The sequence below is a fragment of the Ruegeria sp. BF6 genome, assembly GCF_056538665.1.
Window position 1 is genome coordinate 25,985 of sequence record NZ_JBQFTN010000014.1, and the last position, 13,345, is coordinate 39,329.

A 13,345-nucleotide genomic window follows, 5' to 3' on the forward strand; every position below is an offset into this window, starting at 1 on the left:
AACGATTATTCGGCCGTCCAGTCGCGCACACCAGTGAAACCGGCATCCTGAAGCTTGCCTAGATAAGCGGCCAGCATATCCGTGCCCTGCTCGCCGTTCTCATTCAGCGTTGCAGCCCATTCCTGCGCAACATTGGGCATCGCATTTGCCCACGCAGCGCGGTCTTCATCCGAGATTTCAATGATCGATCCGCCAGCTTCTACAAAGGCATCTCGTGACGCAGCGGCTCGGTCCATCGCAATGCCTGCCACGTGGTCACGGTAGTCGATAGCCACGGCCTGGAGTACGTCTTTGACCTCATCGGGCAGATTTGCCCAGTAATCGGCGTTGACGGTGACTGTCTTTGTATTCACCGCGCCAAGGTCTGCCTTCAACATGTATGGGGCCACTTCTACGATCTTGAACGTCTTGGAAGCTTCCGGCCAAATCATCACGCAATCGACAAGGCCGGTCTGAACCATGTTGTAGAAATCAGTAAGGCCTCCGCGAACGCCCGCCGCGTCCTTGATACCCTCGAGATAGCGCAGGTTCAGGCCGGCACCCGCGATTTTGCGTCCTTCAAGGTCTGCAACTTTCTCGACCGGCTCTGAGCAGAACATCTGATATGTGTCGAGCACAACACCCGTCGCCAGATAGACCTGATTTTGCGCAGCGAACTCATTCTGCATTGCCGGGTATTCTCGCGCGATCTCATCCACGGCTTTGGCCACCGCGCGGGCATCCGACGCGACGAATGGTGTCGAGCCTGAGATCCCCTGACTGGGCAGCTTGGATGAATGGAAGATGGTTGTGACGATGCCAATGTCCCCCAAACCCAGTTGTACACCTTCAAGAACACCTTTGGGTTTTACGATCGAACCGCCATAGTTCTCCTGCCAGTTCATCTTGTAGTTACCGGACTCAGCCAGCCGCTTGTCCACTTCTGGAATGAAGAAGTTGGTGAATTCCTTCACCCACAACGCACGGTCGGGGTAGCCATCAATCACGACCGCGGAAATGGTTTCTTCTGCGGCAACGGGCAGCGCCATAACGCTAGCTAAAGCGGCGCCCATTAGGCTGCGTTTGGTCCAGTTTTTCATTTCTCTCCTCCCAGAAAGTCGGGTCTTATTTATTTTTTGTTTTGACCCAGTTGACGGTCAGGTCCGTGCCTGCCGCTTCAAACAGTCTTGCGATGGCGCAATACTTGGCTGTCTCCACGCCCACGCGTGTCAGTTCCTGCTGACTGGCGGGCGTATCGCACTTCACAGTGAGTTCGATTTCGGGAAACGGAACATCGATCTCCTCTTCCATCAGGACACCGCGCCGATCCAGCCTGCATTTCGTGTCGATTGTCACCGTGCCGAGATCTACTCCCAACCGGTGTGCGTTCTTGTGTCCGATGACGTTGGTACAGGCGATCAGGGCCGCCATTACGGTTTCGGTTGGAGAAGGGCCTAGATATGTTCCACCTCGTTCGACGGGCTCGTCGACAATCACATCAAGATCGCGAATTGCAATCTCAGCGCGCGTGTGTGTCGGGCACTGGGCTGTCGTGCGGTACGTCACGACAGGTTTTTCTTTCATAGCCACTGCGCCCCCTCCTCATGCATATGAGCAAACCTTTTCGAATGGGAAACGCGGCAGCTTGTGGAACAAACCGGTTTCGTCCGCATAGCCCAGATTGCAAAGAAAGTTCGACTTGAGCGTCGTGCCAGCGAAGAATTCCTCGTCGACGATCCGGTTCGAAAAGCCTGACATGGCGCCAACGTCCAACCCGACAGCCCGGGCCGCGATCATGAAGTAAGCGCCCTGAAGCGTTCCATTGCGAAACGCAGTGTCGGCCACGTAGTCGGGATTGTTTTCGAACAATGGCCGGCGATCTTCGTGCGGGAAAAGAAAGGGCAGTTCCTTCCAGAACTCCATATCGTAGGCAATGATGGCCGTGACTGGCGCGTCCCTCATCTTTGGAACGTTCTTTGGTTTCAAAGACCTGGCAAGTCGTTCTTTGCCTTCGGCACTTTTCACGAAAACAAAACGGGCAGGCAGCGTGTTCATGCTGGTCGCGCCGTTGATCGTGATGTCGTAGATCTCTTCAAGCAACGCGTCGGAAACCGGTGCGTCGGTCCATGCGTAGTGAGACCTGGACTCGCGCAGGATCAAGGCGATTGCGTCATCCGACAGACGAGGAATGCGCGCACGCAGATCACGATGATCTTGCTGCGCTTTGGCGCGAAGTGCCTCCAGTTCTGCCCCGGTCGGTGCGCTCATTCTGCGGCCACCTTCGATCTGGTATCTTTTTCGTCAACGATCGGGCTGGCACATATGCCAATACATTCGATCTCAACCTCGACGGTTTCACCCGGCTTCAACCAGCGAGGTTCGGGTTTTTTGGCATGGCCCACGCCCGGCGGTGTTCCCAATGCAATCAGATCGCCCGGTTCGAGGGTCATGAACTCTGAAATTGTTGCAATCACCTGGCGGACGCCCCAGATCATGTTGGTGGTATTTGAACTTTGTAGGACTTCATCGCCAACGCGGCTTTCGATTTTCAGGCCCGTAGCGCCCTCGGGCAACTCATCCGGGGTAACCGTGAAAGGACCAATTGCTCCGGTGTCGTCAAAGTTCTTGCCCGGCGTCCACTGAACCGTCTTGCGCTGATAGTCCCGCACCGACCCATCGTTGAAAACAGTATAACCAAACACATGGTCCAGCGCATCTTCTTCCGAGATATGACGACCGCGCTTCCCAACGATCAGCATCAGTTCCGCTTCGTAGTCGAAATGCTCGGAAGCCGCCGGTCGCACCATGGGTTTTCCAGCCGCCATGATTGAGTTCTTTCCACGCATGAACAGCGTAGGGTAATCGGGGATATCGTATCCACCTTCTTTGATGTGGTCGGTATAGTTCAATCCCATGCAAATAATCGTGCCGGGGTCGGCCACTGGCAAAGCCGGGGTGATAGTCGAGACTGGCACAGACACCGCTGCCGAGATTTTATCGGCGAGTGAGTCGCTCAAACCCGGATTGGCAATCAGTCCCATCAGATCTGTGCCAACGCCAGAGTCTAAAGACGTTAAATTTACTGCATTTTCGCCACTTACGGCAAAAACCGCAGTGCCTTCCGAAGTCTCTCCCACCAGGTATTTCATTTTCACCATCCATGTCAGTTCGCTTGATTTTTGCCGACTATTTTGCAATATGTCAAATAATATCGATATTTTTGGAGAGCGCTAATGGTTGCTTGGACGGACTACAAATCAGAAGCAAAGAACCGTGGCGCATTGGCTTTGGAGCTTTATGTTGCTCACAGCACACCAGCCAAAGCGCCCGAAGATGTGAAGGCTTCACTGCCCGGTCACCTGACATATCAGGCGCAACTTGAACGTTCGGGTCATCTGGCTTTTGCCGGGCCAATGTCGGATGAAACCGGTGAGTACATGCAGGGAATGGGCCTGATCATCTACCGCGCCGACAGCCTTGAGGCCGCTCGAAAGCTGGCCGAGGACGATCCGATGCATAAGAGCGGGGCGCGCAGTTTTGTGCTTCGGCGCTGGATGATCAACGAAGGCTCTCTGAACCTCTCAGTCGGCCTATCGACCGGAACAAGCGCCCTCAGTTAAAAGCACTTCAAAGATTGCGCATTCAAAGAGGAAAAGTCGGATATGGACGTCATGCTTGATACCGAGGGCAAAGAGAAATCGGCCACTCATGGTGCGTATCGAAGGCTGCGCGATATGATCCTCACAGGCGAGTTGCCTCCCGGGCAGAAGCTTAAGATCGAACAACTCCGTGGTCTTCTGGACACCGGCGCAAGCCCGGTTCGCGAAGCGCTTAGCCTACTGACCTCTGACATGCTGGTCGAACGGATCGATCAGCGCGGATTTCGAGCAGCGCCAGTCAGCAAAGCCAACTTCGAGGAAATACTATTGCTGCGATGCAACCTCGAGGAAACAGCGCTCCGCGCTTCCATCTCCAATGCAGACGGAGCTTGGGAGGACAGGCTTGTCTTGCGTCATCACCATATGAAAAAGGCCGGTCAAAAAGGTGCACCTGACTTCGAAGACGCCCACAAAGCGTTTCATATGGCCTTGTTGGAAAATGCAAAACTGCCGTTGCTGCTACGGTATTGCTCGCAGCTTTACGACCTCAACATTCGCTACCGGTATCTGGCAGCGGGAGGGCCAAGTTACAAAAAGCGCGATATCGCTGCCGAACACCAGCAAATTCTAGATGCCGCACTCGACCACGACGCGGACAGCGCAACCCGGCATTTGCTCAACCACTACCGCAGAACGGGTGAGTACCTGAGCAGTCAGATGGAGTCCTGAAATGCAGCGGAACTGGTTTCTGGGCGATCTGCTGAATCAGCTTTTCGACCGTCCCGGCAAAAGGCGCGGCAACGATGACAACCGATCAATTGTAGAGCTTTGTGAGGCCTTGTTATCCACCGAAGGCGAAGTATCGGGTTTCACCCTCGCCTCCACAATTCTTGATCGCTACCAAACCTTGAAAGACCCCGAGAAATTGGAGTTTTTCGCCTATTTGAATGACCAACTTGAGCTGGACGCGGATCAGCTTGCCGAAGTGGCAAGCCTCTATGCCAAGGGCCGAAGTGTCGATTTATATCAAAAGCTTAGTGACGTTGCGGAACCCAGACGGCAAGAGTTGTTGCGCCGATTGAACCAACCTTCCGGCGCGACACAAGAACTCGTATCAATGCGCGTTGACCTGTTGCGCTTTCTCAAATCCAACCCCGAGCTCAAACGAACAGATATTGATTTCATCCATTTGTTGCGGAGCTGGTTCAATCGGGGCTTTCTTGTCCTCAAGCAAATCAGTTGGGATACCCCAGCCCGCGTTCTGGACAAGATCGTTACCTATGAGGCAGTCCATCAGATCAACGATCTGGACGATCTGCGACGCAGGCTCTATCCGCCGGATCGTCGTTGCTTTGCGTTCTTCCATCCTTCGATGCCGGATGAACCGCTGATTTTTGTCGAAGTTGCTCTGACGGCTGAAGTTCCAGACGCAATTGATGCGCTATTGTCCGAAGGTCGGGAACCGATCCAAGCCGAACAAGCAAAAGTCGCGGCGTTCTATTCCATTTCAAATTGCCAGAAGGGTTTAATGGGTATCAGCTTTGGAAACCTGTTGATCAAACAGGTTGTGACCGAGCTGTCGCGAGAGCTTCAGGGGATTGATACCTTTGTGACCTTGTCGCCAATACCAGGGCTTAACCGTTGGTTGGCGGGCGAGACAGAACACCCCGAGCACGGCCACGCCGCCGAGGCCGTGCTTGAGGCAACAACCTCGCCACAAGATTTGCGCGCGATGGCCGCCCGATACCTGTTGTTCGCCAAGCGCGAGGATGGGATGCCGCTGGATCCCGTGGCCCGCTTCCACCTTGGCAATGGTGCCGAGTTGCACGAGCTGCACGCCGAAGCCGATTTATCGCCAAACGGACGATCACAATCCGGCGGTGCGATGGTCAACTACCTTTATGATTTGAACAAAACAGAACGTCATCACGAAGAATTCGCAACACACGCGACAATAGAAGCCTCGCGTTCAGTTCGCGCGGCATCAACCGCCGCACTTGCTGCCAAGCCAAGGGAACATACAGAGTGACAAATACCCTCTACGATAGTTTGTTTGCTCACCATGAAGGAAACGAGGCTCCGTTCCTGCAACTCGATGATGGCCAAGTGGTGTCCTACCACGCGTTTTTGAAGCGTGCGGCGCAGATCGCGCATGTTTTGCATATCAACGGAGTTTCCCCCGGCGATCGCATCGTTGTGCAAGCCCCCAAGTTGGCCGATACGATTGCGCTCTACGCCGCTTCGGTTCAGGCAGGTGCAGTCTACCTGCCGCTTAACACTGCTTACACATTGCCAGAGCTGGAGTATTTCATCTCTGATGCCCAACCTGCGATGGTCGTCTGCGACGGCAAAGACGAGGCTGAAATCGGAAAACTGGCGACCCGATCTGGCGCCAAGCTGCTGACCCTCGGCGGCGATACTCCGAGCCTGAGCCTTGAGGCAGACGCGCAGCCCGCCATATTCGAAACCGTGGATCGCGCACCGGACGACCTTGCGGCGTTGCTGTATACGTCAGGCACCACAGGCCGCTCAAAGGGCGCAATGCTGAGCCATCAAAACCTGCTATCCAACGCCCATGCTCTCGTTGATCTGTGGGGGATTACAAACGACGATCGCTTGATTCACGCACTGCCGATCTTTCATACGCACGGTCTGTTCGTGGCGATGAACACATCACTCCTTGCCGGTTCCGAAGTTCGGCTGATGGAAAAATTCGACGTTGGCTTGATCTTGGAGGAATTGCCGCGCTCGACCCTTCTGATGGGTGTACCCACTTTCTACACCAGATTGCTAGCGGATGAAGGTTTCACCAAAGAGGTCACGGGGAACATGCGTCTGTTTATTTCCGGTTCAGCCCCATTGCTGGCCGAAACACACGGGGCGTTCGAAACGCGGACCGGACACCGTATCCTTGAGCGCTACGGCATGACCGAAACGAACATGAACACCTCTAATCCTTGCAGTGGTGAGCGTCGCGCGGGAACTGTTGGCATGGCGCTACCCGGCACCGAGGTGATCGTGACCAACCCTGAAACCGGAGAGCCATTGGCCCAAGGCGAGGTTGGAATGATCGAAGTTCGCGGCCCCAACGTGTTCAAAGGCTATTGGCAGATGCCCGAGAAAACCGCCGAAGAACTGCGAGAGAACGGGTTTTTCATCACCGGGGACTTGGGCCAGTACAGTGAGGATAGCTATCTGTCGATAGTGGGCAGGTCAAAAGACCTTATCATTACTGGTGGTTACAACGTCTATCCCAAAGAAATTGAAGACATCCTGAACGACATCGACGGTGTTCTGGAATCGGCGGTTTTCGGCGTCCCCGACAACGACTTCGGTGAAGCAATCATCGCCGCTCTGGTCGCAGAGCCAGGCGAAAAACTTGACACGGATCGGATTGCGGGGACCATCAGGGACAAGCTGTCGCGCTTTAAGCATCCGCGCCGCTACGAACTTGTCCCGGAATTGCCACGAAACACTATGGGAAAAGTTCAAAAGAACGTGCTGCGCGAACGGTACGCGAACAAGGAACTGTCACCGGCGGTATCTTAGGAAGCCCATCCAGACGCTCAATTAAATCAAGACCTTCAGATCGGATACTACCCACCCTTCAGACTGCCAAACTCATTAGGAGATCCACAATGACTCGCATGACGGCAAAAGACTTCGACCAGGAACTTCTGGACCTGTATGACTTTTACGCGCACGGCAAGATCACCAAGCGCCAATTCCTGGATCGCGCCGGCAAGTTCGCGGTCGGCGGCGTGACAGCGGTCGCGCTGCTGAACATGCTCAGCCCGAACTACGCGATGGCTCAGCAAGTGTCGTTCAACGATCCCGATATCCACGCGGACTACATCACCTACCCTTCACCGAATGGAACCGGTGATGTTCGCGGCTACCTTGTCCGACCCGCCGGCGTTGAAGAGCCCCTGCCCGCGGTATTGGTAATCCACGAAAACCGCGGCCTTAACCCCTACATCGAAGATGTGGCGCGCCGATTGGCGAAGGCCGGGTTTATGGCACTGGCCCCCGACGGTCTGACGTCAGTGGGAGGATACCCAGGCAACGACGCGGATGGGCGCGAGCTGCAAAAGACAGTGGACCAAGTCGAATTGATGAACGATTTCTTCAATGGATTTGAATACCTATTGAAACGAGATGATTGCACTGGAAAGGTCGGCGCTGTTGGTTTCTGCTACGGCGGCGGTGTGGTCAGCGCAATTGCCGTGGCCTATCCCGAACTGGCCGCTGGTGTCCCATTCTACGGGCGCCAGCCAGCGGCCGAGGATGTGGCCAAAATTCAGGCGCCGTTGCTTGTTCAAATGGGAGAGCTTGACGAACGCATCAACGCGGGCTGGCCAGATTTTGAGGCCGCCCTGCAGGCCAACGACAAGGTATACGAGGCCTATATCTACGAAAACGCCAACCACGGTTTTCATAATGACAGCACGCCACGCTATGACGAGGAGATGGCAAACCTGGCCTGGGACCGCACAATTGAATGGTTCAAAACCTATCTGGAGTAATTGGGGCGTGCTGCGAAGCCATTCTTGCGTTGATATCGCTTTGCCAACACCCACAATGCTCCGAGAATAATTCCCGGGAACGCCGCTCGTTCGCCGCGAAATGATGGTGTCGGTAATGATCTTCTCTCAAAAGCGCTTGCCGTACTGAACGTGAAGCTATCGTTCAGTAATAGAAGCCCCCGCACTGGCCTACAACCGCGCGAATTTCCGCCCAGCAAAAAGCATCGAGCTGTTGGCGGCTCAAACTGTCAGGCGGTTGTTTGCCGCGCCTTATGCGCTTGTCCAAACCGACGAACAGAACTATGAAAACCAGAAACGCAGACTCTCGCTACGAACGAGGGAGCCTCGGGGGGCAGGTCATAGTATATCGGCTACCACCGCCGAAGCCGTGTCGAGACCAAGATGCATTGTATGAAACTTCTAGGACAGAGTCTCATGGCGAGGGACTTCGACCGACAGGTTGCCGAAATCCAGGTACGCGTCGCCGTCCTGAACCGCTACACCGCTCTCGGCGTACCCGTCACAGAACCCCTCGGATAAGTTCGTCCAGGAAAAGGGGACCTGCGGCCAGAACCTGAGTTGTGCAACAAAGCCACCCAATCACAAAACGCAACTAAGACAACAATGAGAGCCGACATGTTGCGGGATTTCGATTGTTAAGGGATTGCCAAAAATTTAGGCGCATCAGAGTCAAGTCAAGTATTGGTTTTTATTGTGTTTTTCACGCATCGCCACTTTCTTAAGTGTGGAGCATCACTGACGCTTTGACTCAATCAGCAGCCGAAACCTCAACAAATCCATGAATCACGTCATTCAATTCTGACCCATACATCAAGCACTACTAGCCCAGCATGCAGGGTGGTCTGCACGGCATCAGCGCCCCGTATCAGAATTCCTGTCAATCGTTCTGCCACCGCCTGATTTCCGCAGCGATCAAAGCCGAGTCCTTGCGCAACTCATGCGTATCTGCCCACTGCTTTGCCTGCGCCCATTCGGCCATGGCAAGGTTGTATTTTCCATCCAGCCTGTGACTTGTGCCCCGCCACATACCAAGCTGCGCTTTTCCGACAGAAAAGGCTTTGCTGTAGTCTTCCATTTTGGACAGAGCGCTTTTTTCCAGACTGTTCCAGTCTTCGTACCGATCGGAAAACCCCGTTTCGCGCCCGCGCAGAAGCACTTCCAGCACGCTGGAAATACCGACAATTACACTGTGAGATGACGGTCGGCGCATCTTGTCCAGCAGTTTCAGGGTCGCAGCGGCGGCATCAAAACCTTCCGATTGGTTCCCGATGCGCGTAAGCGCCAGCGCCAGGGCGCCTACGGCAGAAATCTGGGCCGCCAAATCAACAGAGCCAGACATGCCGGACGTGGTTAAGCGCAAAATATCCACAGCTTCGCGCGGCCTCTCGATATGCAGAAGGCAAAGGGCCTTGCACCTCAGTGCCCAAACTTCCTGCTGGATATTGCCGGCATTCTGGGCCCTCAGCAGCAACAGATATGCGGTTTCTTCCAAGGCGCTCAGATTGCCTCGATAATATTGCGACCAGAAACGAATTCCCTGTGCGTTACACCATCGCAACTGATCCCCTGATTTCACGGCAAGAGCCTGCGCCATCTCAAGCCGTTCGTCGACCTTATCCCATTCGCAGAAACCTAGCCGCCAAAGGGCATCCAAGGTACATACGTGTGCATGCAAAGACGGATCGTCCAGCTTAATCGCTACTTGTTCCGCACGATTCATCAGCCTGGCATTCAGGGTCCGCCAACCCATCATGCCCAGACCAGCGGCGAGTTGGCAGTTGGACAACACGGTTTCTACCGAAATTCCCGTATTCTCTGACCGGTTAACAGCGCCCAGAAGGTTGCACATTCCCTGGACGAAGCGCAGTTCGAAATAATCTACCGTTGCGGCCTGGTTCAGACAGCGCGCTATTTCGCCATCCCAATCCGACTTTTTTGATGTCACAACATAATTGCGGGACAGCGGCAAGTATTGACGCGCAACTATGCGAAAACCTCGTTCAACGAGGCAAAAGACAGTCGAGATCTTGGTATTCGGTATTTTTTCCCCGGCCGCATCCAGTGCTTGCCGGATCGCTTTGCCCTGGGCCTGAATATCTCCGCGACCATAATGTGCTTCCGCAAGTTGTCGGCGCCAACGAACCAATCTCAATTGGTCATTTTGCCTCCGGCCGCGTCGATGCGGTTTGTGTTCCAGACAAATTGAAATGAAGGATTCAACCTCGCGATAGGCTCCGGTACGCAGCGCATTTGTGGCGGCGATATCTGCATATTTGACCGCATGATCTGCAAGCCCGGCCGCTTCAAAATGCTGGACCAAGGCGGGAAGGTTTCGACCTTCGGCATCGGGATGTTCGGCTTCAAGCAAAAGGGCAAGGGATCTATGCAGCGCTCGTCTGCGTTCACTTGGAATCGATTGGTAGACGACATCTCGGATTTGATCATGACGGAACTCGAACCCTCTGTTCTTCCTTCGGCGTATTAACTGAGCGTCCGTCAGGTGATTGATGATATCGGTTGGTTCAAATCCCAGCAGAGCTTCGAGCGGCTTGATTGCGAAAGAGCGCCCAACTACGGAAGCGGCCTCCAGAGCGCTTCGCGATCTCTGATCCAATCGATCAACCCGTTCACGAATGACCTTCTCGACTCCTTCGAAGAAGGCGAGATCGGTCAATGGCAGGATTGATTGCCAACACCCGTCGCGGATCGAAATCAGTCCCTGGTTCTTCAGCGTGAGCGTGATTTCTTCCACAAAAAGCGGATTGCCACCTGCCAGCTCCGCAATTCTCTGGGCGACATCGTCATGCGGAGGGACATCATCCAAGATTCGATCCATCAGTCTTTTGACCGAGACATCGTCAAGCTCTCTGACCTGGAGCGGGCGAAAATACCAGGCAAGATCATTTTCTTCCGAACCAAGCCCCGCATCGATTCTTTCCGCGCGCTTGTATAAAGAGTCGAGCTGCTTCGGCATTTCGCCAACGCGGACACACAGAACAACCAAAATTGAGTCTAGTGACCCAAAAATCCACTCCAGCAGCCGCCATGAAGCGGAATCGAGCCACTGGCTGTCTTCCAGAACCAGGGTGAAGGGACGGGGAACCAAGACGTTGATGACTTCGCCGACAAGGCGCATCGCCGCGTCGACTCTGTTAGCCCCTTTCAGATGAAGCGTACTTGCAGTTTCAGGCTGTTCGGCGGCCAGGAGATCACCCAACAGAGGCAAACGGTCAGCAAGATCAGAGGCATCGGGAATGCGGTCGCGGATGGCGTTGTAAACCTCAAGTCCCGAATTGTCGTCATCCATCTTCAGAAGACCGGCCAACACCCTGCGCCACACGAGCATCGACGTGCGCCGATCATCCCGTTCGGCATGTGCAACAACGACTTCACCTGTTTCAATGCTCAAGTTGCGCGCGAACGCATTGATCAGCGTGGTTTTTCCAATGCCGGGTTCCCCAAGTACCGCGACCAGTCTCTTCGCTCCGGACTTGACCTCTTCATGAGCTTTCAAAAGCCAGGTCAACTCGTCCGCTCGCCCGATCAATCCGGTTTGACTGCGACTGGTAACTTGACGTTCAACCGGACGAAATACGGGAACAAGTTGCCCCAAACCGGCCAGTTGCAGCGCCTCGCTTTCCTGGAAGTTGAATTGATCCCGCGTCACTCTCTGAGTTTGGGAATCGCAATGGACACCATCCAGCGCCTTGTTCATCAGACGCGCCGCGCGGTTGACCGGCTGGCCAAAGAGGATGGGTTCCAAATGACGGGTATTGCCAACGATCTGGTGCAGAACATCGCCTGTTGCCACGCCGATTGATGCCTTCAGTTCCAATCGGTGCGCGGCGTTTTCGATTGCAATTGCGAAATCCAGCGCCCGTTGGGGATCATCGCGATGAAAGGACCCGGTTTCTCCAAAAGCCGCAAGACAGGTCAGCCCATCCTTATCCATTATGAAGTCAGCCGTCGGACCGTCCCGATGATTGAGTTCGGACTGAATTTCGAGGCACAGCGTCTGCAGGGTTGGAAACACGTCCAAAATATCGGACGAGCGCAGATAGACGCGGATGAATACCACGGTCATGGGACGAATTTCGGCCAGCGCTCTGAACGCACTCAGCGCATTTTCCAGCCCCGCCGCGTCCTGAGGTGCATTTTCCCGAAGTCGTTCCAGCAGATGGCATATCCTTGGGGGAAGGAATCCCTTTACCCATTCTTCGGACGGACCGCTGGCTTTCTCTGCCGCGGTTGTTGCGGCGGCGTCTTGCACAACGCTGTCATTATTCGTCAGAGCGGCGTTTGCTTCGGCGGAGAGTTGTACCTGACGCGCGCCCGCGCGCCCAAGCGCGTCCGATGCCTGTGAACAGGCATTGCCGCCCGCGAGGAGCTGCCAGTGGGGGTCACCGCTCAGGGCCGCAATCCAGATATCTCCGCAGCCCAGACCTGCGTGAAACTCGGGCTGAACCGAGCTGTCATCGGTGTCGGTTCCGGCCCGCGGATTTCGACAAATGACCTCGGCGCATGCGGCGGCATCACGCACCGCCCGCGTCGGATTGCCGGGCGTGTTCAGCCAAAAGGCCAGAATGGAGTCGCCGGTAAAGCGATAGACATCACCGCCGCGGGACACGATCTGTTCCACGCACAGGCTGTAAGGCTGGTCCAGCGTTTTCGGGATTTGCTCCATCCCGGACTGGCCGCGATGGGACAGGCTTTCGACCAGCGCCGTGTACCGCGACACATCAATCAGCAATGCCGCACCGGATAACCTGACGAAACTGGGTCTTGCCCCATCGGCGCCATGAAGCTGTCGCAGAAGATGTAGTGGCAGTAAACCGCCAAGTGATTGCAATGAAACGTCCAAATCCGATCTCCGTGAGGTCGGGACACTGTTCAAACGCCAAACTGACCGGACAGTGCGCAGGCGACGCAACCTCTGATCCGGCTCGTTTGGGCACTCGCCTTATCGAGGATTGTCGCACATTTTCCTCTAAAAACGAAAAGCGGGATTTACGGGCGGGTCTTCCCGTTTAACCCGCCATCCCGCCGGACCTTGGGAAATTCACGCCAGGATATGCTAGAGTGACAATATTGAAGTGCCCTGGGGGGATGGCACGCATAATTGAACGTCGTCCGCCACATTCAGCCCCGGTGGTTCACCGATGGCGCGTTCCACGGCCCGGAGCGCCTATCGAATGGTTTCCCCGTATTCGGGCCGGCTGG

General features: G+C 55.0%; 11 protein-coding genes and 1 pseudogene. 7 read left to right on the forward strand and 5 right to left on the reverse strand.

Annotated elements, in window-relative coordinates:
* Positions 1 to 5: 5 nt before the first annotated feature.
* Genes ACR0IM_RS20205 through ACR0IM_RS20220 form a run of 4 tightly spaced genes read right to left on the reverse strand, consistent with a single transcriptional unit; the run spans position 6 to position 3,128 of the window.
* Positions 6 to 1,079: a C4-dicarboxylate TRAP transporter substrate-binding protein gene (locus ACR0IM_RS20205; protein ID WP_480683023.1), complete on the reverse strand. Its 1,074-nt coding sequence runs from the start codon at positions 1,077 to 1,079 to the stop codon at positions 6 to 8.
* 25 nt (positions 1,080 to 1,104) lie between these two features.
* Positions 1,105 to 1,563, reverse strand: coding sequence for an OsmC family protein (locus ACR0IM_RS20210; protein ID WP_480683062.1), 459 nt, complete (start codon positions 1,561 to 1,563; stop codon positions 1,105 to 1,107).
* An 18-nt stretch (positions 1,564 to 1,581) separates the two neighbouring features.
* Positions 1,582 to 2,247, reverse strand: coding sequence for a malonic semialdehyde reductase (locus tag ACR0IM_RS20215; RefSeq protein ID WP_480683024.1), 666 nt, complete (start codon positions 2,245 to 2,247; stop codon positions 1,582 to 1,584).
* Positions 2,244 to 3,128 (reverse strand): fumarylacetoacetate hydrolase family protein, encoded by an 885-nt coding sequence (locus tag ACR0IM_RS20220; RefSeq protein WP_480683025.1) that lies wholly within the window; start codon positions 3,126 to 3,128, stop codon positions 2,244 to 2,246. Before ACR0IM_RS20220 ends, ACR0IM_RS20215 begins: the two co-directional genes overlap by 4 nt.
* Before the next feature lie 84 nt (positions 3,129 to 3,212).
* Here ACR0IM_RS20220 and ACR0IM_RS20225 point away from each other — a divergent pair, with 84 nt between their 5' ends.
* The 6 genes and pseudogenes from ACR0IM_RS20225 to ACR0IM_RS20250 all read left to right on the forward strand — a co-directional run.
* Positions 3,213 to 3,599: a YciI family protein gene (locus ACR0IM_RS20225; protein ID WP_480683026.1), complete on the forward strand. Its 387-nt coding sequence runs from the start codon at positions 3,213 to 3,215 to the stop codon at positions 3,597 to 3,599.
* A gap of 42 nt (positions 3,600 to 3,641) precedes the next feature.
* The gene (locus tag ACR0IM_RS20230; protein ID WP_480683027.1) at positions 3,642 to 4,307 is read left to right on the forward strand and encodes a GntR family transcriptional regulator; all 666 of its coding nucleotides are present in this window, start codon (positions 3,642 to 3,644) and stop codon (positions 4,305 to 4,307) included.
* A 1-nt stretch (position 4,308) separates the two neighbouring features.
* Positions 4,309 to 5,607, forward strand: a complete 1,299-nt coding sequence (locus tag ACR0IM_RS20235) for a malonyl-CoA decarboxylase (RefSeq protein WP_480683028.1) — start codon at positions 4,309 to 4,311, stop codon at positions 5,605 to 5,607.
* Positions 5,604 to 7,127: a malonate--CoA ligase gene (locus ACR0IM_RS20240; RefSeq protein ID WP_480683029.1), complete on the forward strand. Its 1,524-nt coding sequence runs from the start codon at positions 5,604 to 5,606 to the stop codon at positions 7,125 to 7,127. Before ACR0IM_RS20235 ends, ACR0IM_RS20240 begins: the two co-directional genes overlap by 4 nt.
* An 89-nt stretch (positions 7,128 to 7,216) precedes the next feature.
* On the forward strand, positions 7,217 to 8,104 hold the full coding sequence (yghX, locus tag ACR0IM_RS20245; RefSeq protein ID WP_480683030.1) for a YghX family hydrolase: 888 nt from the start codon (positions 7,217 to 7,219) through the stop codon (positions 8,102 to 8,104).
* 369 nt (positions 8,105 to 8,473) lie between these two features.
* Positions 8,474 to 8,644: pseudogene (locus ACR0IM_RS20250) on the forward strand (IS5/IS1182 family transposase); the annotation flags it as partial.
* A gap of 358 nt (positions 8,645 to 9,002) precedes the next feature.
* Here ACR0IM_RS20250 and ACR0IM_RS20255 read toward each other — a convergent pair.
* A complete protein-coding gene (locus tag ACR0IM_RS20255; protein ID WP_480683031.1) occupies positions 9,003 to 12,395 on the reverse strand; it encodes an ATP-binding protein in 3,393 nt (1,130 codons plus the stop codon).
* Positions 12,396 to 12,518: 123 nt separating this feature from the next.
* Here ACR0IM_RS20255 and ACR0IM_RS20260 point away from each other — a divergent pair, with 123 nt between their 5' ends.
* A complete protein-coding gene (locus ACR0IM_RS20260; protein WP_480683032.1) occupies positions 12,519 to 12,890 on the forward strand; it encodes a hypothetical protein in 372 nt (123 codons plus the stop codon).
* Positions 12,891 to 13,345: the final 455 nt, after the last annotated feature.